Source organism: Candidatus Villigracilis vicinus, from assembly GCF_016702885.1.
Classification (GTDB): Bacteria; Chloroflexota; Anaerolineae; order Anaerolineales; family Villigracilaceae; genus Villigracilis; species Villigracilis vicinus.
Window position 1 is genome coordinate 192,592 of record NZ_JADJDD010000003.1, and the last position, 24,764, is coordinate 217,355.

Sequence of the window (24,764 nt, forward strand, 5' to 3'; positions counted from 1 at the left end):
AGAGGTTGGATATTAAAGATAAAGTTGTTATCGTTACAGGAGCGTCATCTGGGATCGGTGCTGCTGCTGCCTTGGAATTTGGGCGCGAGGGCGCGAAAGTTGTGCTGGCTGCCCGTCGATTCGAGCGATTGCAAGCAGTTGCGCATGAGATCGAGTTAATGAATACAGGCGCGCAGGCTCTTGTTGTACGAACAGATATCTCCAAATTTGAAGATATTGAGAGACTCGTGAACCAAACACTTGCGGCGTTCGGGCGTATTGACGTATTGGTCAATAACGCTGGATTCGGTCGGCTGGATTGGTTGGAGAAACTCGACCCAATGGAAGATATAAAAGGGCTGATGGATGTAAATGTGATGGGCTTGATCCAAACCACGCGTCAGGTCTTGCCTGTGATGATCCGCCAGCGCAGCGGCAGCATCATCAACATTTGCTCGATCTCGGGTTTGGTCGGAACCCCGACCTACACCATTTACTCTGCTTCGAAACATGCCGTGCATGGATTCTCAGAAGCCTTGCGGCGCGAGGTGGAACCGTGGGGCATCCACGTTTCGCTTCTTTATCCTGGCGGGTTAAGACCGAGTTCGCCCAACGTGCAGGCATTAAAAGAAAGACCAATGCATCCACACCAAATTTTATGGTTCTGACGGCTGAACAAGTTGGAAAAGCTGTGGTAAAACTGGTGCGCCATCCGCGCCGAATGTGGATCATGCCCTGGCTTTGGGGCTTTACCGTTTCCCTTAACCGTTTTCTTCCCGGGCTAGTTGACCGAATGACCATTAATACGTTTACCCTCCCTGAACGCGCAGATGAGATCACGAACCGTAATTAGGTTCAACCATTGCCATGGAGGGCAGTCTTATGGGATTTCTATCCAGTTTGTTTGGTCCGTCTGTGCCGACGATCACAGCGGAAGAGTTAAGTGAAAAGTTGAAGTTTGGCAAACATCCGCTTGTATTGGATGTACGCCAGCCGGAGGAGTTTCGCACCGGGCATATTGCTGGCGCAAAACTAATTCCTTTGAACGATCTGCACAAGCAAATGGGCGACCTGCCCAAAGGACGCGAGATCGTTTGCATTTGCGCCAGTGGCAGCCGCAGTACTTCGGCGGCAAAGATGTTGGCAAAAGAAGGCTTCAACGTGCTGAACGTGCAGGGCGGCATGCTTGCCTGGCGGCGGGCAAAACTTCCCGTGCAGAAATGACAAAAAAGAGACAGCCAAACGGCTGTCTCTTTTTTGTCATCTGTTCGAGGCGGGTTTAAGGTCTTTCAAGTTGAGCTGGTAGGTGACACGTCCGTTGTATTCGTTTGGCTCGTAAGTGAAAAGCAAGTCCACGCGGGCAGGCATGGATTTGTGCCATTCGCCAAGTTTAAATCCGATCGCATCGTGGGTGATGCCTTTTTCGTCTTCAAGCGACATCTTGATATGTTTTCCATCCGAGCCGACGATGCGGGAGCTTTTGACCTTGACATTGCGCGCCACGAAGGACGCTTCTCGATTGCCATAGCCAGTGGGTTCAAGATACTTCAATCCTTTTTCGTACACGTCAGGGCGCATCTCAGAGAGGGATACTTCCGCGTCTGCCGTAACGGTGGGCTTGAGTTCTGTCTCTGATAGTTTTTCCGCCGCGATGGCTTTCAGCCGGGCTACGAGGGCGGGAAGGTTTTCGTTCTTAACCGTAAAGCCAGCCGCAGCGGCATGCCCGCCATGACGGACAAGCAAGTCGGCGCATTGGTCGAGTGCATCTGTGATATGAAATTCGGGGATCGAGCGGCAGGAGCCGCGAGTTTCTTCTTCGCCCTTGGAGGCGACAATGGCTGGGCGGTAAAATTTTTCGGTGAGGCGTGAGGCAGCCAAACCAACCACGCCAGAGTTGAAATCTTCATGTGCTGCAAAAAAGAGATAGGCATCCGGGTCTTCACTGATGACCATTTCTTCGGCGCGGGTTTGCATGTCGCGCGTGATGCGCTGGCGCTCGCGATTCTGCATATCCAACTGCTGGGCGAGTTCGCCTGCTTTAAAGACATCGGTTGTGGTTAATAACTCAAATGCTGCCAACGCTTCTTTTAATCGCCCGGCTGCATTCAGGCGCGGACCCAGCATGAAGCCAATATGCCCGGCATTGACCTTTGGCAAATTAACTTCTGAAACCGCTGCCAGAGAAAAAAGTCCCTGACGGGTGGTTTGGCGCATCTGGCGCAGTCCTTTTTTAACGAGTACACGATTTTCGCCAACAAGCGGAGCGAGATCTGCAACGGTTCCAAGGGCTACCAGGTCGAGCAACGAGTTGAGGATCTGACCGTTAACCACAGACAACGAACCTTGGTCTGTAGTCGAGGCTTTGTCATCGGAAAGTAAAGCTTCAGCGATCTTATAGGCGATGCCTACACCAGCCAAGTCTTTATCGGGATATGTATCGCCGTGGCGTTTGGGGTTGATGACGGCGAGGGCGGAAGGCAGGTTTTCATCGTCTGGATGGTGGTGGTCGCTAATGATGAGGTCCAACCCCAAGGTTTTTGCATGAAGCGCTTCGCTGGGTGAGCGGATGCCGCAATCTACGGTAATGACCAGTTTTACACCGTCGGCTTTTAATTCATCCAATGCGTTGTTGTTGAGACCGTACCCTTCTTCGAAGCGGTTGGGGATATAGCCACGTACGTTGGCGCCAAGTTTCCTTAAGAGTTCAACCAGTAGTGCGGTGGCGGTGACTCCATCTACATCATAATCGCCGTAGATGGCGATGGGTTCGTTGTTCGTCATCGCAAAGCGGATGCGCTCAATTGCCTGGCGCATATCCGTCATTTGGAACGGGTCGGTGTTGCTGTTCGGTTCGCCGCGTAAATAGGCGCGGGCGCTGGGGTCGTCGGCGAAACCGCGGTTGAAGAGGACTTGCCGCAAGAGTGGAGGAAAGGCAGATAGCGCCGAATCAGCTTCGGGGGAGATGCGAGGCGAGATATTCCAGTGTTTATCTTGTGTCATAAAAGTGTGCGGAGTATAAACGAGTCCAAAGTCAATAGGAAGGGGAAGCCGCATATATTATGGATATTTGAGACGGGTATAATTTGTTTATCATGGAAGAGCTTTCGTTAACCACCCCGGCTTTATTGTTCCCAACGGTTTCGCTTTTGATGTTGGCATACACCAATCGTTTTTTGACACTTGCCACCATCATCCGCAGCCTGAATGACCGTTTTCATGAAAGCGGCGATAAGAACCTGCTGGCGCAGATCGATAACCTGCGCTATCGTGTTTATCTCATTCGTAATATGCAGATCGTGGGCGTGTTGAGCTTGTTGATGTGTGTGGTGAGTATGTTCGCGTTGTTTGCCGGTTGGTCTGATGGCGGCAAATGGAGCTTTGGTGCGGCGCTGGTCTTGATGATCGTTTCGCTTGGAATTTCATTGCGTGAGTTACAGATCTCTGTGGGGGCGTTGGATCTGTTGCTCACAGACCTCGAAAAGCATGACGAGGGCTGATATAGGGTTCTGGGTTTTTGCAAACTTGCCTTTTTTATTTTTCCCAATTCTTCACACATGAAGGCTGTTGTTTATAACAACTGCCCGATTTCCATAACGGCACGAGTGAGTACATCTTCAGAGTGATGCGAGAAGGCAAGGCGGAATGCATTTTGCGGGCACGGACCCGGGTAAAAAATATTGGCGGGGGCGATGGAAATTCCCTTTTTCAAGGAACGATAGAATAGATCAATAGCTGATATTCGTTCGGGTAACCAGACCCACACGAAGAACCCTCCGCTGGGTTTTGTCCAGCGCAGGTCGGCGGGGAAGTGGGTTTGCATGGCATTTAGCAGTGCATCACGCCGTGAGCGATAGACGGGGATGATGCGTTCGAGGTGTCGCTCATACTCGCCGGTGGAGAGAAAGTCTGCGAGGGCGCGCTGGTTGAGCGTTTCGACAGGTCCGCTGGAAATGGCTTTGAGGCGTTCGATGTGTTCGCGCAGGCGTCCGTGGCAAAGGACGAACCCGATGCGCAAACCGGGCATCAGCGAATGAGAGAATGTCCCTACATAGATCACATCCGGGTCTAGGGCGCGAAGCGGAGTGTGTGGCATGCCGTCGTAGGTAAGGTCGCGATAGGTTGCATCTTCCACAACGGGGATATCGTACTTGTTCATCATTTTTAGAAATTCATGTCGGGCGGGCATCGTCCAACAGGTGCCCAGCGGATTTTGATGATCTGCGGTGACAAAGACGAAACGCAGGCGGTCATTTGCGTCTTGAAGTTGCGCCTCGAGTGATGCGAAATCGGGTCCGCTTTCAAGTAGGTCAAATCCACGCACGTTCAGACCGAGGTAACTGAAGTTTGTCCAATTGCCAAAGTATTGGGGTAGTTCGGTCAATACACTATCGCCGGGCGCGGCGAGTGCGCGGCTGATAAGGGATACGCCTTCCAATACGCCATTTGTGATCAGTACATCGTTAGGGTCGGCTTGAATACCTTGTTTGACAAGGTCTGCGCAGATTGCTTGTCTTAATGGATAGTACCCTTGCGGATGTTCGTAGTTGGCGGTCTTTTTTCCGTCACGCCTCAATACCCGTTGACGGGAGCGATCGAAATCTTCAACGGGCATCAGTTCATCTGCTGGTGGACCATACCCAAGCGAGATCATGCCTTCAGACCAATGCATACGGCGGATCTCTGCAATAAGCTCATCGGTCTGAATCGTGTCCTGAGCGGGCATTTTTTGAACCAGTGAGCTACTTTCGCTCAATCCCTTTTCGATGTAACTTCCACTTCCCGGTTTGGATGCCAGCACGCCGCGCGCCTTTAGTTCCTGGTAGGCATTGATGATCGTAGAGCGATGGACGCTATTTTGGTCTGCCAGTGTGCGAGATGGCGGTAGTTGCTGTCCCGATTGCAGCTGTCCGTTGCGGGCGGCTTCTGTAATGTAGTCTGCAACCTGCAAGTAGAGCGGCTTGGTGGCGTTCGTATCTAAAGGAATTAGCAATGTTTTCACGGAGTTGATTCTACCAGTTTGACCCATGGCACCGTAACGGGCAGTCCGCGTTCGTCAATGCCGGGTAGCAGTGCTTTGCGGTCTACGATCAAGACGGTGTAGTGTTTGCCGGGAAGTACATCCAGCGCAAGCAATGGACTGCCAACGCAATCAGTCGGAACGGAACATTCTGTGTAGCCGTAGTGATAATCCATGGGGTCATTGCTGAGGCGGGCATAGAAGACATAGGTTCCCGGGGCAGGCACAGCCATATCCAATGGAGGCGAGGTGGGTAAGAGCGGCGCGGTGTGCATGCCCGCAGACATGAAGATCCCAACCGTTCTGCCTGTGTACACTTCCTGTGCGTAAAGGTTGGCAGAGAAGCCTGCCCCGCCTGAGCCCATGTTCAAAGCGATGTTGACTGTGGCGGGTTCGCCTACAAATGTAGGCGATGGAACTTGGGTATAGAATGGCACCAAGGTGGCAGTGAGAAAGTGATTGGGGTCGAATGTGGGCGGCTTGGTTTCTTCCGCCGCCAACGGGGTGGGAATGGGCAGTCCGGTAGTTTCAGTGCCTTGTGTGCAGGCGGCAAAAGCAAGAAAGCCCATCAATGGAACGATAACAATAATTTTTTTCATTTGTCCTACTCCTAACGTTTTCTCCATTATATAAATCGGTCTGACTTTGCAAAAGGACCAATTCCGCGTGAGTTTACCTACCAATTCGAGGGCGGGGTTTCATCCTGTATAATTCGCTTATGTTTGAATTCAACATTACAGCCAAAAATAACCGTGCCCGTACGGGCGTCTTTTCCACCCCGCATGGCAACCTGGTCACTCCTGTTTTTGCTCCTGTTGGTACACAAGCAACCGTTAAAACCCTGACGCCGGAACATTTGAAAGGCATCAGTGCTTCCCTTGTCTTGAGCAATACCTATCACTTATACCTTCGCCCAGGCGATGAACTCGTACGTGATATGGGTGGACTTCATAAGTTCATGCAGTGGCCCAACCCAATGCTGACCGACTCCGGCGGTTTTCAGGTATTTTCACTTTCTCAAACCCGCAAAGTGGATGAAGATGGTGTGACCTTTAAGAGTCACATTGATGGTTCCACGCATCGCTTTACGCCTGAGAAATCCATTGCCATTCAGGAAAACCTTGGGGCAGATATCATCATGGCGTTCGATGAATGTTCTGATCCCAACGACCATGCTTATATTAAGAAAGCCATGGAGCGGACCCATCGTTGGGCGGAGCGTTCGCTCAAAGCAAAAACACGCAGCGACCAGGCTCTTTTCGGGATCATTCAAGGCGGTGTTGACCCTGCACTGCGTGAGGAGTCTGCCAGATTCATTTCTTCTCTTGATACGCCCGGTATCGCCATTGGAGGGCTCTCCGTTGGTGAGACCAAACAGGAAATGCACGATACATTGGATGTTGTCACACCATTGCTGCCTGAAAACAAACCGCGTTATTTGATGGGAGTTGGCACCCCCGAAGACCTGATCAACGGGGTTCTGCGTGGAGTGGATATCTTCGATTGTGTTCTGCCTACCCGGCTGGCACGGCATCATTCCGCTTTTGCACCGGAAGGGCGTCTTAATATGATGAACGCCACTTTTGCAAGAGACGAGCGCCCGATCGATGAGACCTGCGATTGCTATGCCTGCACCACTTTTACGCGCGCATACATCCGCCATTTGATCGTGGCAAAGGAACTGCTGGCGGGAACTCTGATCTCCATTCATAATTTGCGGGCATTGATCCGCCTGATGGAGCGTATCCGTATCTATGTTGCCGACGGCTCTTTTGAATCTCGCGCGCCGGAAATGCTGGCACAATGGTCGAATAATGCCAAACGTGCAATGAATGGAATTGCCCGGTGAATACATTTCAAGCGTTCCTACTCGGCATTGTTCAGGGGCTGACGGAGTTCATCCCTGTTTCTTCCACTGCGCATCTGCTCATTGCCGGTAAATTACTTGGGCTCCCCTCAGATGACCGTACTTTTGCGTTCAATATCATCATCCAAATGGGAACTGTGCTCGCCATGCTGATCTTCTTCTGGCACGATATATATGAAATCAGCAAAGCCTTTCTGCTTGGCATCTATCATAAAAAGCCATTTGAGAATCTTAATGCTTATCTCGGCTGGCTGGTCATTGCAGCGACCATTCCTGCAGGTGTGGTGGGACTGGTGTTGAATCAGTTCGTAAAAGATATGTCCGGTGATCCCTTATTGTGGGCTGGGGTTCGCCTTTTATTCACGGCTATTCTGCTGGCAGTAGTGGAATATTTCGATAAAAAGAGCCGTGTATTGGAATCTGCCACATGGGCGGATGCTCTCTCGGTCGGTTTGTTTCAAGTACTGGCGATCTTCCCCGGTGCCTCCCGCTCCGGCTCAACGATGGCAGGAGCAATGTTCCGCGGCTTTGACCGCCCTTCGGCGGCGCGTTTCGCCTTCTTGATGTCTGCACCGATCCTGCTTGTGGCGGGCTTGTATGAGACCATTCAAGCCATTCTCCTCCCGAACACAACTGAGTTTTTACCCATCCTGTTGACCGGTTTTGTAACATCTGCCATTATCGGTTGGCTGGCGATCCGTTGGCTGCTTGGATATTTGCGCAAACACTCTTTGTATGTTTTTGCGCTCTATTGTTTTATGGCAGGACTGCTCGTATTATTTTTGAAGTAGTTCGTCCCATATCATTATTATTGATTTCTGGAGACTGTATGGACACAAAATCCCTTCTTAAATTGTTGGTTGAAACTGAGTCGCCCTCGCATGAAAAAGCCGCCGTGGATCGAGTCGGCGCGATCGTTGTTGATGAGGCGCGTAAATTAGGTGCGGCAGTGGAGATCATTCCCAATGCGGTAACTGGCGATCATGTCATTGCACGCTGGGGAGCCGACGCCAAGAGGAAACCGATCCTCCTGGTTTGCCACATGGACACGGTCTTTCCGTTGGGTACACTCAAAAAATTCCCGTACAGTGAAGCTGAAGGCAAGATCATGGGTCCTGGTGTGTCGGACATGAAAGCGAGCATTGCCATTTCACTTGGCGCCATTGAAGACGCTCGTCAAAATGGGACTACCCGTCCGATCACATTGCTATGCACCTCTGATGAAGAGATCGGCAGCGATACATCCCGTGAATTGATACAGCGTCTTGCGAAAGAGTCTGAATTGGTGCTGGTGATGGAACCCGCCCTGATCGACGGCTCGTTGAAGACATGGCGCAAGGGCGGCGGCGGTTTCCACGTTAAAGTGAAAGGGCGCGCCGCACATGCAGGCGGCGACCACGAAAAAGGACGCAATGCCATCGAAGAAATGGCACATCAGGTCATCGCGATACAAAAGATGACGGACTATGAAAAGAAAACCACATTAAATGTCGGTGTGATCAGCGGCGGGACGGTTTCAAACGTAGTGCCAGACGAAGCCAATATCGATGTGGATGTGCGTATTTTACAGCCTGGAGAATGGGAACGCCTTGAAGCGTTGATGAAAGAGCTCAAGCCCGTGTTAGATGGTACTTCTATCGAAGTAACTGGTTCTCTCAATCGCGGACCGATGCCGTTCGATGAGTTGATGCAGGCAACGTTTGGCAAGGCAAAGACGATTGCCGCCGAGATCGGCGTTGATCTAAAGGCAGGCGGCACAGGTGGCGTTTCTGATGCGAACCTTGTCGCGCCGTTCGGTATTCCCGTGTTGGACGGGTTAGGTGCCATCGGCGAGAACTATCATTCAGAACGTGAATACATCTTTGCTGGCAGCCTCGCTCAACGTGTAAAGTTGATCTCTGCGTTTCTAAAAAACTGGTAATTGGTTACGGCGGCGGGGACGTCGCCGTAAAAGTTTGCCGCACAGGTTACGGAGAAAGAACTTATGTCGCAAAACGGATATTCAGGAAAGATGGGGTATGTGCTTCTAACTTTCCTTTCTTCTATTTCCACCCTGTTCGCAGCATGTGCGCCTTCAGATCAACCAACTATTCAGCAAATGATCTCTGCGGATGCCACTTCCGCTGCGCAGCCGTGGATGAGCGATTTGTTCGCTTGCGCTGATGAACTTTCCATTGTGGTGAAGATCGCGCCCGATGATCCACAGATCTATCTGCGCATTGGCGAGCCGGAAACTTTACTTGTCCCTGCTTATCAAATCGATGAAGAGGAGTTGCTTATCGTTACGCATCGTGAAAGCCCGGTGCAGAAGCTCTCTCTCGAAGAGGCTCAGGCGTTGTTTTCCGGCTTGGGGGATCCTTCCATGCAAGTGTGGGTATATCCGTCAGAGTTGGATGTGCAACGGGTGTTTGAGCAATTTGTGATGCAAGGTAGAAGCGTTGCTTCGTCCGCAGGCATTGCGGCAGGTCCGCAGCAAATGTCTGACCTGCTCAACGCCGAATCCAATGCAATTGGTATCCTCCCAAAGCATTGGAAAGCGGGGAACCCCCGTGAAGTCTATTCGTTGGGGGTATTTCCTGTGTTGGCGGTCTTAAAAGAGGAGCCGCAAGGTGCAGTGGCTGCGGTGCTGGCTTGTCTGCAAAACGATTGAAAATAAACTGCAAATAAGCCTTTTGCGCTCTATTGCACAATAGGGGTACAATTTGGCTCGCTTATGAATACATCCATTATTGAATTAAAAAATGTAAGCAAGACCTACTCAACAGCAGCAGGGGATTTTCCGGCGTTAAGGAATATTAACCTCACGGTAAATTCAGGGGAGTTTCTTGGCGTTGTGGGAAAATCCGGCGCTGGTAAATCCACTTTGTTGAATATGATCAACGGTGTGGATGGGCTTTCCAGCGGTGAAGTGATCGTCAATTCTGGCGGTCAGCGCGTTTCTGTGCATGAGCTGAGCGAAGATGAAAAGGCGCGTTGGCGCGGCAAGACGATGGGTGTGGTGTATCAATCCTTTCAATTGCTGCCCATGCTGACCCTGGTTGAGAATATCACGCTGCCGATGGACCTCGCTGAAAATTTTAAACCGCGCGAATCACGTGAGCGCGCTTTGGAACTATTGCGCCTGGTCGAGATCGAAGAACATGCCGATAAACTCCCCGCCTTTGTTTCCGGCGGACAGCAACAGCGTGTGGCGATCGCGCGGGCACTTGCCAATGACCCGGAGATTCTTGTTGCCGATGAACCCACCGGGAGTTTAGACTCGATCACTGCGGACCATATCTTCGATGTGTTTTCACGGCTCGTTACGGAACGCGGCAAGACCATTATTATGGTGACGCATGATATGGGCTTGCGAGGACGCTTTACCCGCAGCCTGACCCTTACCGATGGAGAATTGGAAATGGAAGTGACGGCTGCTGCCAAGCCAAAGAGGAGCCGCAAACAATGACCACTGCGACTAAAAAACGCGCTCCGGCGCGGACTCCGCACAAGGCTGCTCCTCAGCGTGTGCATGATGCTGCGCTGGAAGCGATCATCGAAATGCGCGGCGTTGTGAAAAGATTTTCCAATGCGGCTGGCGAGTTTACCGTCCTTAAGGGTGTGGACTTGATGATCAACAAAGGTGAATTCGTTTCCATTGTCGGTAAATCTGGCAGCGGCAAGTCCACTTTGTTGAACATGATCACCGGTATCGATCATCCCAGCGATGGGCGGGTCATCGTAAACCATAATGACATTTATACCGGTGTAAGTGAGAGTCAGCGTTCGCGCTGGCGCGGGAAGAATCTTGGTATCGTTTTTCAGTTCTTTCAGCTGCTGCCCATGTTGACCCTGCTTGAGAACGTCATGCTCCCAATGGATTATGTGGACATGTACGATTTCGATGAACGCCCCAAACGCGCCCTGGAATTATTGACACTGGTGGGTTTGGAGAAATTTGCAAATAAACTGCCGGTTCTGGTTTCCACGGGTCAGCAACAGTTGGCTGCGATTGCACGCGCCATGGCATGTGACCCGCCGCTTTTGATCGCAGATGAGCCGACCGGTAATCTCGATACCCGCTCTGCCGATACCATTATCCGCATCTTTGAACATTTTGTGGAGCAAGGCAAGACCATTGTCATGGTCACGCATGATCCATCGCTGACTTCACGCACAGACCGCAATCTCATCATCTCAGACGGCGAACTGATCGACGAGACCATTTCGCGTTCTTTACCAAAACTGCGCCATCGGCACATGCTGGAATTTACGAAGCTGGCGCAACGGCGTTCTTATCAACCTGGAGAGACTATCCTTTCGCGCGATGAGAAGGTGGGTCATTTCTTTATGATCCGCAGCGGCAATGTGGAGATCGTTCTGCAAAAATCCGGTAGTAAAGACATTGTCCTTTCGCGGCTTGGGGCAGATGAATTTTTCGGTGATATAGAGCTATTACGAGGCGGCAAGTCTATTGCAAATGTGCGTGCGGGCAACGATCCGGTCGAAGTGTTGATGATTCCGCGTGAGGATTTTTCGCGGGTGATGGATGAATCGCCGATCACTGTGGAAGCGATCAGCAAGATCGTGCAGAAGCGATTGGAAGAACACCGTGTAGTCGACCCAAGGAAAACGAAACGATAACCGGCGATTCATATTGTCTGTAAGGTAAACATGGCTTCCGACCCACGCAAACTTCCGCAAGCACTGTACATAGCCGCGAGTGAAGAATCTCGTTCACTCGTGCGGCGTTTGCTTGCTTTTAATTTTGTGGTCCTCGAGGCGGCGAATCCGCTGGATGGCTTGGGACTTGCGGAAGAGACCCAGCCGAACTTGATCCTGCTCGATAACAATATCCTGCATATGACCAGCAGTGAAGCGGCGACCCGTATCAAAAAAATACTGCCGGGTACGCCCATTGTGGTTGTCTCGGGAGATACATCGCAAGGTGCCCGGGAGCGTGCCCTTGCAGCGGGCGCCGTTGGGTTTATTCCCAAACCCATTGGCGGCGATTTTGAAGAATTGGTGCTGGCTTACCTGGGCGGCAGAGTCGATGAACTTGAGGATGCCGAACGATACCTGCGCGAATATCAGCTGGAACTTGCCGAGAAGATCGAAGACCAAACCCGCCTGCTTACCAATACGGTCGAGCGTAATAAGTATTTGCTCTCGCAAAACCAAAAGATGTTTGCCATGCTTGATCGTAGGCATAAATTATTAGAGACTGCAGCGCGCGTTGGACAAATGGTTACTTCGATCCTGGACCTGAATGAATTATTGCGGCACACGGTTAATATCATTTGCAGCGAATTTCATTTTTATTACTCCGGCATATTTCTCGTTTCAGAGGATCGTCAGTGGGCAAATTTGCGGGCTGGGTATGCCTTGGCTGGGCGCCGGATGTTGGACGCTCATTACAGACTGCCTATCGATGAAAAGTCCATGATCGGACGTTCGATATTGAATCAACAGGCGCAGATCGCATTGGATGTGGCGGGAGAGGAATCCCGTTTCAAAAACCCTTATTTACCGGATACCCGTTCGGAGATGGCGCTGCCACTCATTGTTAATTCCATTTCTGTCGGTGCAGTAACGGTGCAAAGCAATGAACTCAACGCATTTAATGAAGAAGATATTGCGTCATTGCAAGCCATGGCAGATCAAGTGGCGATCGCCATCAACAATGCAAAATTAATGAAAGACTTGGAATCTGCCAATAAAGAGTTACTGCGGACAAAGACATATGAAGCCATTGCCACTGCCACTGGTGAAGCCATCCATTGGGTGGGGAATAAGGCGGCGCCAATTCCCGGGAGCGTCAACCGGGCACGGGAGGATGTGCAATATCTGTTGGCATTGGTTGCGCAGTTGAAAGAATCGGAATTGGGAAATGCTTCGTTGCAAGCGGCAGTTCAAACGGTTAGAGAAGAGGCGGAAGCATCCGGCTTGGACCTGAACAAGATCCTTGAAGAGATGTCTGCCATGAAGCCAAATCGACTGCAAACTCTGGTCAGTGTCGAATCGTTGATGGAGGATCTGGAAATTGCCGAAAACAGCGCAAAGACCATCCTTGATATTAAAGAAGGGCTGATCGGTCCGGCGCGTCAACGGAACGATGCCCCTGTCTCTTTAAGCGAAATGATCACTCATACTGTGATGAATATGGGCTTGCCGCACGAGTCTGTTGAAATGACCTGGGCGGATGATATGCCGCTGGCGCATGTGGATGCGCGTCAGGTGGAACAGGTCTTTAATAACTTGATCAAAAATGCCTGGGAAGCCTTGACCAACGCGCAGATGCCCAACCCAAAGATCCATGTGCATGGGCGGCGTGATGAAAATACGGACTTTGTGCTTGTGTCTGTGAAAGATAACGGACCCGGTATCCCGAAAGAGATCCAGGAAAAGATCTGGGTGTCGTTCTTTACAACAAAAGGCGGAGCGGGCGGCACAGGTTTGGGGCTTTCGGCTGTAATGCAGATCGTAAGCCAGCATGGAGGCAAGATCTGGTTGGAGAGTGAAATTGGGAATGGAGCAACTTTCTTTGTAAGCCTGCCTGCTGAAAAACTATATATGCCTGAAGATGGAAATTAAACGGCGGCTGCCGTTGCAGAAAATTAAAATTTTGGAGGAAGCATGACGACAGTTCTTTTAGTGGACGACGAGAAGTTGATCCAACGCAGTTTAGAGAAGACACTTCTGCGGGCAGGATATGATGTATTGACTGCGCCGGATTGCAAGACCGGGAGCGAGGTTTTTTCGCAAAATGTCGGCGTAGTGGATATTGCTGTTCTGGACTTGAATATGCCTGGCTTCGACGATCTGCCGAAGAATGATGCCGGTCTGGACCTGCTGGCAGACTTGAAGAAAAAGAAAGCCGATCTGCCTGTAGTCATTCTGACAGCATACGATGAAGTGAATAAAGCCAAAGACGCTGTTTCCAAGGGTGCAAGCGCTTTCTTTGTGAAAGGGCGCGAGCAAGGATTGGTGGAGTTGATTCAAAAGATTTTAGGATCTTGAACCTCACAAAAATAGATAGTTCGAAAATTTCAAACATCAGACCTGTCTGAAATGCCCTACACGTAAATTAAAAAACACAAATCGTAGATTGGAAAGAGGAACTTATGACGAATAATATGGAACGACACACAAAATTATTGAAAGCCTCTGCGCGCGCCGCGAAAAATATCACCACCATACTAGACTCGTACGAACTTTTTCAACGTACGGTGGATATCATTTGTGATGAGTTTGGCTTTTACTACGCGGGTGTCTTCCTGGTGGATGAGGGGTCGCAGTATGCCGTCCTCAAAGCAGGGCGTGGTGATGCTGGAAAAGCCATGCTGCGCGAGGGACATAAACTTGCGATTGGCGGGAATTCGATGATCGGCGCCAGTATTGCCAACAAGAAGGGACGCATCGCGCTTGATGTAGGGGAAGAAGCGGTCTTCTTTGAGAACCCGCATCTTCCCAAGACCCGCTCCGAAATGGCTCTCCCGCTTGTGATCGGCGACGAAGCGATCGGCGCGCTTACAGTTCAATCTACAGATGAAGCAGCGTTCCATGAAGAAGATATCGATGCCCTACAGACCATGGCAGATCAACTTGCAGTTGCGATCCAAAATGCCAGGCTCCATAAACAGGAAGAACGCCGCTCGCGTTTATTGAAGGCTGCCAACCGGGTGGGCAAGGAAGTGGCATCGCTGCTTGACCTTGATCAGCTTCTGCCGCAGACGGTGAATATCATCTGCGAAGCCTATGGTTTGTATTATGCAGGTGTATTCCTGCTCGACGATAAAGGGGAATATGCCGTTTTGCGTGCCGGATATGGTAAAGCAGGCAAAGCCATGTTGGCAGAAGGGCATAAATTACGCGTCGGGACCGAGTCGATGATCGGTGCGTGTGTTGCCATGGGTGAGGCTCGTATTGCGCTTGATGTCGGTGAAGAACGGGTTCACTTCAAGAATCCACATTTGCCGCATACCCGTTCTGAGATGGCGCTGCCGCTCATTTATGGCGGTAGGACCTTGGGCGCCGTTACCATTCAATCCTCCGAAGAACGCGCTTTTGGCGATGACGACATCACCACATTGTTGACCATGGCTGAGCATTTGGCGGTCGCCATTAATAATGCGCATTTGGTGGATGAACTCAAGGAAGCGCATAACGAGATCCTGCGCAACAAGGTTTTTGAAGCGCTGACCACCGCCTCGACCGAAGCCATTCACTGGATCGGCAACAAGACGCTTCCCATTTCGCTGACAGTTGCCCGTCTGCGCGAAGAGATCGCCGATGGCAAGGTGGATGTTGAATCTCTCAAAGAAGACCTTGATATGATCTCGGAAAGTGCTGGGCAGATCATTCAAGTCAAGGAACAGCTGATTGGTGCAGTGCGCGAGATGAAACCCCGCTCTGTTCTTTTTGCGGATGTTCTCCAGACCGCCGCGATGCAGCGCGGAATTTCCCAGGATGTTTTGAAAGTGAAGATCGATCCTGAAGCCGCTTATGTGATCGCAGATTCGACCCAGTTGACTCGTGCAGTAGGAAATATCTTACAAAATGCAGTAGAAGCCGGAGCAAAATCTGTGACGGTCCGTGCTCATTCAACCGAGGAACGCGGCGTGCTGCAGATCGATATTGAAGACGATGGTGCAGGTATGAATGACGATATCCAGCGCAAGGTATGGTCGCCGTTTTTCACTACCCGCGGCGTTTCGCATCACGGCTTGGGATTACCCGCAGCCATGCATGTCGTTTCGCAGTCTCAAGGGCGCATTGCTTTGGTGAGCGAAGGCGGCAAAGGCACAACGGTCGCCATGTTCATGCCCCAGGGGCACGTCGTGGAAGAAACGGTTCAAGCTGGCGGCGTGAAGAATATCCTGCTGATCGACGATAATGATGATTGGGCGAATTTATTTGCGGAGTTGCTCAAAGGTTCCAAGATCAAGTTGACACAGTCTGTTAATTTGAAGAAATTACCCGAAGCAGACCTGATCTTTGTGGATGAGAACATTGCTGCTGTTTCACTCGATGAAGTCTTGGGTGCTCTTTCCAAAGCCGGACTTGCCTCGAAGACAGTCGTTCTAACCTCTGCGATCAATCCAGAACGTGTGACCCAATACCTGCGCGGCGGCTTGAAGGACGTTTCTGTAAAGCCATACTCGGCAGGCGAACTTAACGAATTGTTGAAATAATCTATACGGGGTGGGCAAGCCCCTTTGGGAATGTCCACCCCGTGCAAGAAAGTAGTTTATGCGACCACGTTGGCGAAAAGTTTTTCATGATCTATGGGATAGCAAGATGCGCACCCTGCTTGTGGTATTTTCCATTGCAGTGGGCGTATTTTCCATTGGTGTGATCTCAGGGGCATACGAGATCATTTCCAATGATATGGGGGTTTCGTATGCGGCGAATAATCCTGCAAATATTGAGCTGCGCACAGAAGGGTTTGATGATGACATCCTTTCAACAGTGCGCAATACAAAAGGCATCAAGGAGGCTGAAGGCAGGCGGGTGGTCAACTTCCGTGTACGTGCCGAAGATAGCACTCAGTGGGTGGCAATAGACCTTGTGGCTGTGGATAGTTTCAAGAAGAACAAGATCAACCTGCTTGTTCCGATCGAAGGTGCATCTGAGGCAGCCAAAGATGAGATCATTCTCGATAAAAAAATGCTGGAAAAGATCGAGATCTCCGTTGGTGAAAACCTTGTCTTTGAGTTGAATGATGGAACCTTCAAAACACTGAAGGTCGTTGGTGTAGTCCAGGATACCAGTACGGGTGCCGGGGATTTCCTGGCGCCGCCATTTGCATTTACCGATATGGATACCATGCAGACCCTGCGCCAGTCCGTTTTATATAACCGGGTCTTTGCGACCGTGGCTGAGAATCCGAACGACCTTTCTCACATTCGTATCGTAGGCGGATTGCTTCGAGATCGGCTTGAAAAGAATGGAACGACGGTCGTCCGTTCGCGCTATTCTGAACGGAACAAGCATCCGTTGGAAGATGTTTTGAACGCCGTGCTCGGTATTTTGATGGCGCTGGGCATCCTGATCGTGTTCCTTTCCAGTTCTTTGATCGCAAATACTTTGAGCGCGCTTCTCAATCAGCATTTACGTCATATTGGCGTGATGAAATTGGTAGGCGGGCGCAACCGACAGGTATTCTATATGTACCTGACCCTCATTATGGCGTTTGCTATTCTGGCATTACTGATCGCCGTCCCACTTGGTGGTTGGGGTGCATATGGCTTGTCTCAATTTATTGCAAATAAGTTGAACTTCAACTTGCTGGGATACCGTATCGTGCCGTTCGCCTTTATCGTTCAGATCGCAGTCGGGCTTTTGGTGCCACTCGTTGCCGGGCTTTCGCCTGTATTGAATGGCTCAAAGATCACGGTCTTGCGTGCATTGAGCAATGACCTTGCGGGCGACGAGTCTGCGCCGCAGGCAGGTCAGCAATCGCGCGTGAGTTGGCTGGATTGGGCTCTGGTGCGCCTGACGCGCATCCTTGCCGCGCGCGGAATGCACATGCCCCGTCCATTCATTATCTCTTTGCGGAATACCTTCCGCAGGCGGGGGCGTCTTGTTTTGACCCTGTTCACATTGACCATGGGTGGTGCTATTTTTATTGCTGTTTTCAATGTGCGTACCAGTTTGCGTGACTACACCGACCAGATCGGCAGCTACTTCCGTGCTGATGTGACTTTGGATTTTGACGAGGCGTATCGCATCAATGAGGTGCAGAAATTCGCCTCGCAGATCGAGGGCGTGGAGAGGGTGGAAGGCTGGCAGTTCATCGGTACTGAATTGTTGTACCCCGATGGCACTGTGGCGGATAATATCAACTTGCTTGCACCGCCCGCGAAAAGCGAACTGGTCAACCCCCTTATTGCTTCAGGACGCTGGATCCGTCCGGATGACGTTCGAAAGTTGGCGGTTAGTGAAGCGGTTTTAAATTTTTACCCTGACTTGAAACCTGGCGATTCCCTTCGCCTCAAAGTGGATGGACGCGAAGAGGTCTGGGAAGTGGTAGGTATCTTTAAGTTCGTAGGGCGTGAAGGCATTCTTGCATACACTCCACTTGAATATGCAGAGCAAGTGCTCAATCTAAAAAATCGCTCATTTTCTTTCCGTGTGGTCACGACTCAGCATGACCGCGAGTTTCAAGATCTAATGGCAGAGAAATTGGATGATCAGTTCCGGGCTTTGGGCTTCAAGGTGCGTCAAGCTGAATCAGGTCTGGCTTCACTGGATACTGTTTCTGAAAGTCTGGATATTTTGATCGTCTTCCTACTCATTATGGCAATTTTGACTGCCATCGTAGGTGCGATGGGTTTGACCGGCACAATGGGCATGAATGTGCTTGAACGTACGCGTGAGATCGGAATTATGCGCGCCATTGGTGCTGATGACCGTGCCGTGATGCGCACCGTGATCGGTGAAGGCTTTGTGATCGGCTTTATTTCCTTTGTGTTGGCCATCATTGTCTCGATCCCGCTTACGTATCTGCTTGCCACCATCGTCAGTTTGGCGATCTTTGAAACGCCCATTGACGTGGTCTTCACATATCTGGGATACGTCATTTGGTTGGGGTTGGTGTTATTACTTTCTGTCATCGGTTCGATACTGCCTGCACAAAACGCGGCTCGACTGACCATTCGGGAAGTGTTGGCGTACGAATAATGGATTCGGGGTGCTTGTGAGCTTCCTCGAGTTTATTACTGAATCTGAAAAAAATCGCAACTGTAAATGAAAAAAGGTTTATATGAAAAAAAATAATTTGAAATTAATCGCATTGACCACCCTCCTCTTGCTGGCTTTGTCTGCATGTGGCGGGCAGGGAACCGCAACGGCGGAAACGCCTGTGGATAACATTATCGCTTCAAGCGATGTGATCGCGGAAGGACGACTTGAGCCTGTCCATGCAACGAATTTGAATTTTCAAGCTCGCGGCGTGGTGGAAGAAGTGTTCGTTCAAGCTGGCGACACTGTCAGCGAAGGGGATGTTCTTGTCCGTCTTACAAATGCGGGCGGGGCAGAGGCGCAGGTCCTCATCGCACAGAATGCCTACGACGAACTGCTCCGAAATGAAAGTGGTGATCGCGCCAAGCTATGGGAAGTGTATATGAACGCCCAGATCATCCGCGCCGAGGCTGAGAAAGAATGGGAAGGGGTGGATGTCACTGCTGTCGAAGATCGCATTACGGAACTTGAAGGCGATATTGAAGACTTGAAGGACGAACTGAAAACTGCCCAGGAAGATTTTGATAAATACAAAGATCTCGATAAGGACAATACCAAACGCAAAACTGCCGAGGATGACCTTGAAGCGGCGCAGGAAGATTTGAGTGCCAAAATCCGCGAATTGGAAGATGAAGCTCGCACACGTGATGAAGTGAAGGCTGCTTACGATGCCGCATTGGCTGCTGAGGCTGAAGCCAAGTACCAATATGAGATCAGCCTTGACGGTCCAAATGCTGACCAGCTTGCGCTCGCCAAGGCAAACCTTGACGCAGCCAAAGATGCACTCTCAACATATCTGATCACTGCGCCGTTCTCTGGTGATTGCAGATGTGAACGTCAAGCCGGGTGAACAGGTCACAGCTGATGTGCGTGCTGTGAGCGTTGTGGATTCAGAGGAGTGGTATGTTGAAACCACAGATGTGACCGAATTGGAAGTTGTCAATCTGAGTGTGGGTCAGGCTGTTACCATTCGACCAGACGCCAAGCCTGACCTCGAATTGAATGGAACGATCACCGAGATCAGCAATGCCTTTACCCAGCAAGGCGGTGACATTCTCTATTCCGTCCGCATTCGTGTGGATGGCTCTGACCCCAGCTTGAAATGGGGCATGACGGTGGAAACCGTTTTTAGAACAGGTGAGTGATTGTAATTCGCGCTGGAACGTGCAATAATAAAATTGCTCCGAGAAAGAGCAAAACCGGGAAAACCCGGCAGCGCAAAGCCCTGATCTAAAGCTGAACCGAGCCATGATCACAAGGGCTGCCGATAAAAGCAAAACCGTCAAAAGACGGCGGCGCAAAGTCAGAGCGTCTACCTCCAGTTCTCGTAACTGGTCAAGACCGACCGACTGCCGAAAGGCTAAGGGAAACTTGGCGGCGCAAAGTCATGGGTCTAAAATCGTAATTCGTTTACCGATCACGACCGCCAGACTGCCGAAGAGCAAAATTTATCCAGCCGGGATGACTGATTTTTAGTCATCCCGGCTTGGTTTAAAATACCGCAGGGTATAATCGCCCGTATGGCAAAATCACCTTCCAAAGCCCTCGACCCTGAAGCCAAGCCCGATGACCGCGTGGACAATGCCCTGCGTCCGCAGAAGCTAAATGACCTTATCGGTAAGGATCAAGTCAAGGAAAACCTGTCCATTTTGATTGCGGCGGCACGACAACGCAATGAAGCCTTGGATCATGTCTTGTTCTATGGTCCACCTGGGTTGGGCAAGACCACACTGGCACATGTGCTTGGCAATGAAATGGGTGGTAATCTTAAAAGTCACTGCAGGACCCGCCATTGAACGTGCGGGCGACCTTGCAGCCATCCTTACCAATTTACGTGCAGGTGATATCCTCTTTATTGATGAAGTGCATCGCCTCGGACGCGCCATTGAAGAAGTGCTTTACCCGGCCATGGAAGATTTTGCATTGGATATCGTCATCGGCAAGGGACCTTCGGCTCGTTCCATCCGCCTGAAGCTGCCACGCTTTACTGTGGTCGGTGCCACGACCAGACTCGCTCTGGTCACTGCGCCGTTACGCGCAAGGTTTGGCGCGGTCTATCGTTTGGACTATTACGAACTCGAAGCCATGAAACAGATCGTAAAGCGGGCGGCGGCGTTGTTGAAAGTTTCCGCAGATGAATCCGGCATCAGTGAAGTGGCGAGGCGCGCGCGTGGAACACCGCGTATTGCATTGCGCCTTTTACGACGCGTGCGAGACTTTGCCCAGGTCCGCGCGGATGGTGTCATCACGCAAAAAGTTGCAAAAGAGGCGCTTGACCTTCTCCAGGTAGACCCGCTTGGTTTGGATGATGTGGATCGCCGCGTCTTGAAGACCATTATCGAAAAATACAACGGCGGACCGGTGGGGTTGAATACCATCGCCGCTTCCATCAGTGAAGAACAGGATACGATCATGGATGTGGTTGAGCCGTACCTGTTGCAGCCTTGTTTTCTCGATCGTACTCCGCAGGGCGCGTGGCAACCAAGTCTGCGTATGAGCATTTGGGTTATCAATATACAGAAGAAGGGCAGCCGCGGTTGCTGTAGGTTATCAGTATGAAGCAGGAAGTCATCATCAAAGCAAACGCCCACGAAGATCTAAAGCCATTGGTGGTCGCCGCCATTCGCAATCAAATGAAGTTACTTCAACAGGATATTGACGCTTCGCTGGAGCGGATTGCCGGGTTTGAGAAGCGAACGGGGTTATCCTCTAACGAGTTCGAAGAAAAATTGAGCGGACACGAGATCGAAGAATCGCTGGATACCCTGGATTGGACGATGGAACTCGCGTCGCTGCGGTTGCTTCAGCGAAAATTTCAATATCTGTGCGAAGCGGAAATCCTCTAGCTTTATGGAAACCCTTCGCGTTATCTGATGCTGGGCGGCATCTTTCTTTTTATCTTTGGCGGGGGAGTGTATCTTGCTTCGAAATTCGGTTTTCCATTGGGGCGATTACCTGGCGACATCCGTATTGAAGGTCAGAATGGCTCGTTTTACTTTCCAGTAACAAGTTCCATCCTGCTCTCGGTTCTGCTGAGCATTTTTGTAAACATCATTTCAAAGTTCTTGAATAAATAATCTCCTGATGAATTGCATATTGGGTTGATTATTTGGATGCTTTACATTACTTTATTCTTTACCTCACGTTGAAGATATTTCTGCATGAAAACAACAGACTTTGATTACCACCTCCCAGAAACGTCCATTGGACAAACCCCCGCCGAGCCGCGTGATTCATCGCGGCTGCTGGTCTTGCATCGTGACAGCGGGGAAGTAGAGCATCGCTTCTTTCGTGACGTGGGTTCCCTCCTTCGCCCGGGCGACCTCCTCGTCCTCAACCAGACTCGTGTAATTCCGGCGCGTATTTTTGCCCGAAAAGATACAGGCGGAAAAGTGGAACTGCTCCTCCTGCGCCGCCGCGACGATTTAACCTGGGAAGCCTTGGTGGGTGGTAAAGGCTTGCGTGTAGGCAAATTGGTGCATGTTGAAGATGGACCGACCGCGCAGATCGTTGAAATTCTTGAAGGCTCGGAGCGGCTGATCAAATTCTCTGAACCGATCGAGCCTTATTTTTGCGCAGGTTGGGAATGTGCCGCTGCCCCATATATTCACGAAAAACTGTCTGACCCGGAACGTTACCAAACTGTCTTTTCGAAAGAGCCTGGTTCTGCGGCTGCCCCAACTGCCGGGCTGCACTTCACGCCACAGTTGTTGGATGCGCTCAAAGCGGCGGGCGTGAAGGTCGCCTATGTTACTTTACATGTCGGCTTGGATACCTTTGCGCCAGTTAACGAAGATGACCCGGCAGAGCATAAAATTCATAGTGAGTGGTCGCTTTCGCAAGCCACTGCAGATGCGATCAACCAAACCAAACGCAATGGGGGGCGGGTGATCGCGGTAGGGACAACAAGTGTGCGGACGTTGGAAAGTGCTGGTCAAAGCTCGTCATCTGACGCTCAAACAGCGAATAGCGAATATCAAATTGAATCATTTGTTGGTGCGACCACCCTCTTCATTCTTCCGGGATATCAATTCAAAGTCGTAGACGCCATGATCACCAATTTTCACCTGCCCAAATCCACGCTTTTGATGCTGGTCAGTGCGTTTGCCGGGCGCGAAAGATCCTCGGAAACTTATAACCTTGCCATTCAGGATGGTTATCGTTTTTATTCTTTCGGCGATGCCATGTTCATCGAATAGTCATCACGGATTCCTATGAACCTCGAACAACACAATAAAGAGATCATTGCCTGCCGAAAATGTCCGCGCTTGGTGGAGTGGCGCGAGGAAGTGGCGCGGGTCAAGCGTAAGGCGTATATGGGGCATGAGTATTGGGGCAAGCCCGTGCCTGGCTTTGGTGACCCGCATGCGCGGATACTGGTGGTGGGGCTGGCTCCCGGCGCGCATGGCTCGAACCGCACGGGTCGTCAATTTACGGGCGATGCCTCCGGGAATTTTTTGTATCCGGCGTTGCATAAGGCTGGGTTCGCGAACCAGCCCACTTCCGAGTCCAGGGGCGATGGGTTGATCCTCACCGATATGTACATTACGGCGTCAGGTCGTTGCGCTCCGCCAGACAACAAGCCGAGTCCAGCAGAGTTGAATGCCTGCCAGCCGTTCCTGGAGCGAGAATTAGAGATCATTGATCCGGGGTGATCGTTTGTTTGGGTCCGGGTCGCTTTTTGAGAGGGTTTTGAAAATATTTTCCGAAAAAGTTCGGTATATATTTTCAAGCACGGCGCGTCTTATCAACTGGCGAATGGGAAATGGGTGCTGTGTTCGTACCATCCCAGCCAGCAGAATACCTCAACGAAGAAACTGACCCCAAAATGTTCGATGCCATTTGGGAAAAAGCAAAGCAACTTATAGATAGGATTTGATTGATGAAACGAAATTTAAGGATCGCGGCGGCAGTTGTTGCTGTCCGCTTTGTTGGTGTTTGCGTCTGTATTTGTCGTGTGGGCGAGTGATGCTTTGGCGGCGGATGAAACAGCTGTGCAGGCGTTGAATTCGACCTCTCAGGTGTTTGTGAGCGCGGAAAATGGCTGGGTGGTCTTCCACCCGGCTGAGACCCGCGCCCGAAACGGGCTTTATCTTTTACCCTGGCGGCAAGGTGGATTATCGCGCTTATGCACCCGTCTTGGCGTTGATCGCGGAACAGAGGATATTTTGTGGTGGTCGCGCCCATGCCCTTTGAATTTGGCGTTCTTCGATATCAATGCTGCGGCGCGGATCCAGGCGGCTTACCCCGAGGTTAAAAATTGGTTCGTTGGCGGGCATTCTCTTGGTGGTGTGGCGGCTTCATCGTATGCGGCGAGCCATGCCGATATTCCTGGCGTCGTGTTCTGGGCTTCGTACCCGGCAGATGATTCATTATTAAGATGGGTACCCCGGCGATATCCATTTATGGCACAAATGACGGACTTGCCACAGGTGACAAAGTTGCAGGCATCAAAAGCGCTGTTGCCTGCTGATACGCAATTCGTTCAATTGAAGGCGGCAACCATGCCCAGTTCGGTTCGTATGGACTTCAAGATGGGGATAATGCCGCCAGTATTTCCCCCGAGGCGCAATGGACGCAGGCTGCGGATGCAACAACTGTTTTTCACAAAAGTGTTAGAGTAGATTGGTTGTGGGCAATCATGTTTAAAAATATTTTCTATCTACCTATTCGATCATGAACGTTGGAAAAAAATTCTACTACTCTCCTTTGCATTCGCCTGCGTCACCACTGCGCTGGGACCTTTTGCCGTCCCCGTTCCCCAAATTGGATGGGTTGGTGAGTGAGCAGGAGTTTATCGAGCCGGATAGCAAGTTCATCGAGATCAATGGTGTGAACATTCATTACAAAGCCGGAGCAGGCGAGCAGACTTTTATATTGCTGCATCCCTTCGGCGGCAGTACGTATTCGTGGCGCGAGGTGATGGATGAATTTGCAAAATATGGCAGGGTCATTGCCCTGAGGACAGACCCGCATTCGGGCTGACGGAACGATTGATGCCCGGCGAGTGGCAGTCTAACCCGTATGGCATGAAAGCCAACGTGGAACATTGCGCGGACTGCTCGATGCCCTGGGTGGAGAAAGCCATTTTGGTTGGCAACTCTGCCGGGGCGGGGTTGCTGTGGCGTTTGCGTTGGAATATCCCGAGCGCATCGATGGGGAACTGATCCTTGTGGC

25 protein-coding genes, 2 pseudogenes and 2 riboswitches are annotated in these 24,764 nt (G+C 51.0%); of the genes and pseudogenes, 24 read left to right on the forward strand and 3 right to left on the reverse strand.

Features of this window, described 5'->3' with window-relative positions:
- Positions 1-5 precede the first annotated feature (5 nt).
- The 3 genes from IPG80_RS04415 to IPG80_RS04425 are packed head-to-tail and all read left to right on the forward strand — an operon-like array spanning position 6 to position 1,203.
- Complete coding sequence (locus tag IPG80_RS04415) at positions 6-647, forward strand: SDR family NAD(P)-dependent oxidoreductase (RefSeq protein ID WP_345103125.1); 642 nt, start codon at positions 6-8, stop codon at positions 645-647.
- Complete coding sequence (locus IPG80_RS04420) at positions 638-832, forward strand: hypothetical protein (RefSeq protein ID WP_345103127.1); 195 nt, start codon at positions 638-640, stop codon at positions 830-832. Before IPG80_RS04415 ends, IPG80_RS04420 begins: the two co-directional genes overlap by 10 nt.
- A gap of 29 nt (positions 833-861) precedes the next feature.
- Positions 862-1,203, forward strand: coding sequence for a rhodanese-like domain-containing protein (locus tag IPG80_RS04425; protein ID WP_345103129.1), 342 nt, complete (start codon positions 862-864; stop codon positions 1,201-1,203).
- A 36-nt stretch (positions 1,204-1,239) separates the two neighbouring features.
- Here IPG80_RS04425 and recJ read toward each other — a convergent pair whose 3' ends face one another.
- A complete protein-coding gene (gene recJ / locus IPG80_RS04430) occupies positions 1,240-2,979 on the reverse strand; it encodes a single-stranded-DNA-specific exonuclease RecJ (protein WP_345103131.1) in 1,740 nt (579 codons plus the stop codon).
- 92 nt (positions 2,980-3,071) lie between these two features.
- On the opposite strand from recJ, the gene IPG80_RS04435 reads away from it, so the two are divergent.
- Positions 3,072-3,476 carry a DUF2721 domain-containing protein gene (locus tag IPG80_RS04435; RefSeq protein WP_345103133.1) on the forward strand — a complete coding sequence of 135 codons (405 nt, stop codon included), beginning with the start codon at positions 3,072-3,074 and terminating at the stop codon, positions 3,474-3,476.
- A 71-nt stretch (positions 3,477-3,547) separates the two neighbouring features.
- Here the strand turns inward: IPG80_RS04435 and IPG80_RS04440 are convergent, their stop codons facing one another.
- Both IPG80_RS04440 and IPG80_RS04445 read right to left on the reverse strand, forming a co-directional pair.
- Positions 3,548-4,978, reverse strand: a complete 1,431-nt coding sequence (locus IPG80_RS04440; RefSeq protein ID WP_345103135.1) for a PLP-dependent aminotransferase family protein — start codon at positions 4,976-4,978, stop codon at positions 3,548-3,550.
- Positions 4,975-5,595, reverse strand: a complete 621-nt coding sequence (locus IPG80_RS04445) for a hypothetical protein (RefSeq protein WP_345103137.1) — start codon at positions 5,593-5,595, stop codon at positions 4,975-4,977. The genes IPG80_RS04440 and IPG80_RS04445 overlap by 4 nt, the downstream gene beginning before the upstream one ends.
- A gap of 119 nt (positions 5,596-5,714) precedes the next feature.
- Here IPG80_RS04445 and tgt point away from each other — a divergent pair, with 119 nt between their 5' ends.
- From tgt to IPG80_RS04545, 20 genes and pseudogenes are all read left to right on the forward strand, one after another.
- Entirely contained in the window at positions 5,715-6,845 is a 1,131-nt protein-coding gene (gene tgt, locus IPG80_RS04450; RefSeq protein WP_345103139.1) for a tRNA guanosine(34) transglycosylase Tgt, read from the forward strand.
- Entirely contained in the window at positions 6,842-7,654 is an 813-nt protein-coding gene (uppP, locus tag IPG80_RS04455; RefSeq protein WP_345103141.1) for an undecaprenyl-diphosphatase UppP, read from the forward strand. Before tgt ends, uppP begins: the two co-directional genes overlap by 4 nt.
- A 38-nt stretch (positions 7,655-7,692) precedes the next feature.
- Positions 7,693-8,784, forward strand: a complete 1,092-nt coding sequence (locus tag IPG80_RS04460) for a M20 family metallopeptidase (protein WP_345103143.1) — start codon at positions 7,693-7,695, stop codon at positions 8,782-8,784.
- A 63-nt stretch (positions 8,785-8,847) separates the two neighbouring features.
- Positions 8,848-9,513, forward strand: coding sequence for a hypothetical protein (locus tag IPG80_RS04465; RefSeq protein ID WP_345103145.1), 666 nt, complete (start codon positions 8,848-8,850; stop codon positions 9,511-9,513).
- Between the two features lie 63 nt (positions 9,514-9,576).
- Entirely contained in the window at positions 9,577-10,311 is a 735-nt protein-coding gene (locus tag IPG80_RS04470; protein ID WP_345103147.1) for an ABC transporter ATP-binding protein, read from the forward strand.
- The gene (locus IPG80_RS04475) at positions 10,308-11,486 is read left to right on the forward strand and encodes an ATP-binding cassette domain-containing protein (RefSeq protein ID WP_345103149.1); all 1,179 of its coding nucleotides are present in this window, start codon (positions 10,308-10,310) and stop codon (positions 11,484-11,486) included. The genes IPG80_RS04470 and IPG80_RS04475 overlap by 4 nt, the downstream gene beginning before the upstream one ends.
- A 30-nt stretch (positions 11,487-11,516) precedes the next feature.
- Positions 11,517-13,436 carry an ATP-binding protein gene (locus tag IPG80_RS04480; RefSeq protein ID WP_345103151.1) on the forward strand — a complete coding sequence of 640 codons (1,920 nt, stop codon included), beginning with the start codon at positions 11,517-11,519 and terminating at the stop codon, positions 13,434-13,436.
- A gap of 42 nt (positions 13,437-13,478) precedes the next feature.
- Complete coding sequence (locus IPG80_RS04485) at positions 13,479-13,862, forward strand: response regulator (protein ID WP_345103153.1); 384 nt, start codon at positions 13,479-13,481, stop codon at positions 13,860-13,862.
- 104 nt (positions 13,863-13,966) lie between these two features.
- Positions 13,967-16,036 carry a GAF domain-containing protein gene (locus tag IPG80_RS04490; protein WP_345103155.1) on the forward strand — a complete coding sequence of 690 codons (2,070 nt, stop codon included), beginning with the start codon at positions 13,967-13,969 and terminating at the stop codon, positions 16,034-16,036.
- Between the two features lie 58 nt (positions 16,037-16,094).
- The gene (locus tag IPG80_RS04495; protein ID WP_345103157.1) at positions 16,095-18,527 is read left to right on the forward strand and encodes an ABC transporter permease; all 2,433 of its coding nucleotides are present in this window, start codon (positions 16,095-16,097) and stop codon (positions 18,525-18,527) included.
- 82 nt (positions 18,528-18,609) lie between these two features.
- Entirely contained in the window at positions 18,610-19,437 is an 828-nt protein-coding gene (locus IPG80_RS04500) for a biotin/lipoyl-binding protein (protein WP_345103159.1), read from the forward strand.
- Positions 19,418-19,732: an HlyD family secretion protein gene (locus IPG80_RS04505; protein ID WP_345103161.1), complete on the forward strand. Its 315-nt coding sequence runs from the start codon at positions 19,418-19,420 to the stop codon at positions 19,730-19,732. Before IPG80_RS04500 ends, IPG80_RS04505 begins: the two co-directional genes overlap by 20 nt.
- Positions 19,733-19,849: 117 nt before the next feature.
- Positions 19,850-19,944, forward strand: a riboswitch (cyclic di-GMP riboswitch).
- Positions 19,945-20,026, forward strand: a riboswitch (cyclic di-GMP riboswitch).
- Between the two features lie 81 nt (positions 20,027-20,107).
- A pseudogene (ruvB, locus tag IPG80_RS04510) lies at positions 20,108-21,133 on the forward strand (Holliday junction branch migration DNA helicase RuvB).
- A gap of 9 nt (positions 21,134-21,142) precedes the next feature.
- A complete protein-coding gene (locus IPG80_RS04515; protein ID WP_345103163.1) occupies positions 21,143-21,433 on the forward strand; it encodes a hypothetical protein in 291 nt (96 codons plus the stop codon).
- Positions 21,434-21,460: 27 nt separating this feature from the next.
- Entirely contained in the window at positions 21,461-21,664 is a 204-nt protein-coding gene (locus tag IPG80_RS04520) for a DUF2905 domain-containing protein (protein ID WP_345103165.1), read from the forward strand.
- Between the two features lie 84 nt (positions 21,665-21,748).
- Positions 21,749-22,786 carry a tRNA preQ1(34) S-adenosylmethionine ribosyltransferase-isomerase QueA gene (queA, locus tag IPG80_RS04525; protein ID WP_345103167.1) on the forward strand — a complete coding sequence of 346 codons (1,038 nt, stop codon included), beginning with the start codon at positions 21,749-21,751 and terminating at the stop codon, positions 22,784-22,786.
- A gap of 15 nt (positions 22,787-22,801) precedes the next feature.
- A pseudogene (locus IPG80_RS04530) lies at positions 22,802-23,466 on the forward strand (uracil-DNA glycosylase).
- Between the two features lie 37 nt (positions 23,467-23,503).
- Positions 23,504-24,211, forward strand: a complete 708-nt coding sequence (locus tag IPG80_RS04535) for an alpha/beta hydrolase (protein WP_345103170.1) — start codon at positions 23,504-23,506, stop codon at positions 24,209-24,211.
- 52 nt (positions 24,212-24,263) lie between these two features.
- Positions 24,264-24,572, forward strand: coding sequence for a hypothetical protein (locus tag IPG80_RS04540; RefSeq protein ID WP_345103172.1), 309 nt, complete (start codon positions 24,264-24,266; stop codon positions 24,570-24,572).
- 11 nt (positions 24,573-24,583) lie between these two features.
- Entirely contained in the window at positions 24,584-24,754 is a 171-nt protein-coding gene (locus IPG80_RS04545; RefSeq protein WP_345103173.1) for a hypothetical protein, read from the forward strand.
- The last annotated feature ends 10 nt before the right edge of the window (positions 24,755-24,764 follow it).

Coding starts and splice junctions, on each gene's coding strand:
- IPG80_RS04485 (WP_345103153.1), top strand. CDS start 13,479: ATGACGACAGTTCTTTTAGTGGACGACGAGAAGTTGATCCAACGCAGT.
- IPG80_RS04515 (WP_345103163.1), top strand. CDS start 21,143: ATGAAGCAGGAAGTCATCATCAAAGCAAACGCCCACGAAGATCTAAAG.
- IPG80_RS04490 (WP_345103155.1), top strand. CDS start 13,967: ATGACGAATAATATGGAACGACACACAAAATTATTGAAAGCCTCTGCG.
- IPG80_RS04495 (WP_345103157.1), top strand. CDS start 16,095: ATGCGACCACGTTGGCGAAAAGTTTTTCATGATCTATGGGATAGCAAG.
- IPG80_RS04445 (WP_345103137.1), bottom strand. CDS start 5,595: ATGAAAAAAATTATTGTTATCGTTCCATTGATGGGCTTTCTTGCTTTT.
- queA (WP_345103167.1), top strand. CDS start 21,749: ATGAAAACAACAGACTTTGATTACCACCTCCCAGAAACGTCCATTGGA.
- IPG80_RS04435 (WP_345103133.1), top strand. CDS start 3,072: ATGGAAGAGCTTTCGTTAACCACCCCGGCTTTATTGTTCCCAACGGTT.
- IPG80_RS04470 (WP_345103147.1), top strand. CDS start 9,577: ATGAATACATCCATTATTGAATTAAAAAATGTAAGCAAGACCTACTCA.
- IPG80_RS04475 (WP_345103149.1), top strand. CDS start 10,308: ATGACCACTGCGACTAAAAAACGCGCTCCGGCGCGGACTCCGCACAAG.
- IPG80_RS04460 (WP_345103143.1), top strand. CDS start 7,693: ATGGACACAAAATCCCTTCTTAAATTGTTGGTTGAAACTGAGTCGCCC.
- IPG80_RS04520 (WP_345103165.1), top strand. CDS start 21,461: ATGCTGGGCGGCATCTTTCTTTTTATCTTTGGCGGGGGAGTGTATCTT.
- IPG80_RS04480 (WP_345103151.1), top strand. CDS start 11,517: ATGGCTTCCGACCCACGCAAACTTCCGCAAGCACTGTACATAGCCGCG.
- IPG80_RS04500 (WP_345103159.1), top strand. CDS start 18,610: ATGAAAAAAAATAATTTGAAATTAATCGCATTGACCACCCTCCTCTTG.
- IPG80_RS04545 (WP_345103173.1), top strand. CDS start 24,584: ATGCCCGGCGAGTGGCAGTCTAACCCGTATGGCATGAAAGCCAACGTG.
- recJ (WP_345103131.1), bottom strand. CDS start 2,979: ATGACACAAGATAAACACTGGAATATCTCGCCTCGCATCTCCCCCGAA.
- IPG80_RS04425 (WP_345103129.1), top strand. CDS start 862: ATGGGATTTCTATCCAGTTTGTTTGGTCCGTCTGTGCCGACGATCACA.
- IPG80_RS04540 (WP_345103172.1), top strand. CDS start 24,264: ATGAACGTTGGAAAAAAATTCTACTACTCTCCTTTGCATTCGCCTGCG.
- IPG80_RS04420 (WP_345103127.1), top strand. CDS start 638: ATGGTTCTGACGGCTGAACAAGTTGGAAAAGCTGTGGTAAAACTGGTG.
- tgt (WP_345103139.1), top strand. CDS start 5,715: ATGTTTGAATTCAACATTACAGCCAAAAATAACCGTGCCCGTACGGGC.
- IPG80_RS04465 (WP_345103145.1), top strand. CDS start 8,848: ATGTCGCAAAACGGATATTCAGGAAAGATGGGGTATGTGCTTCTAACT.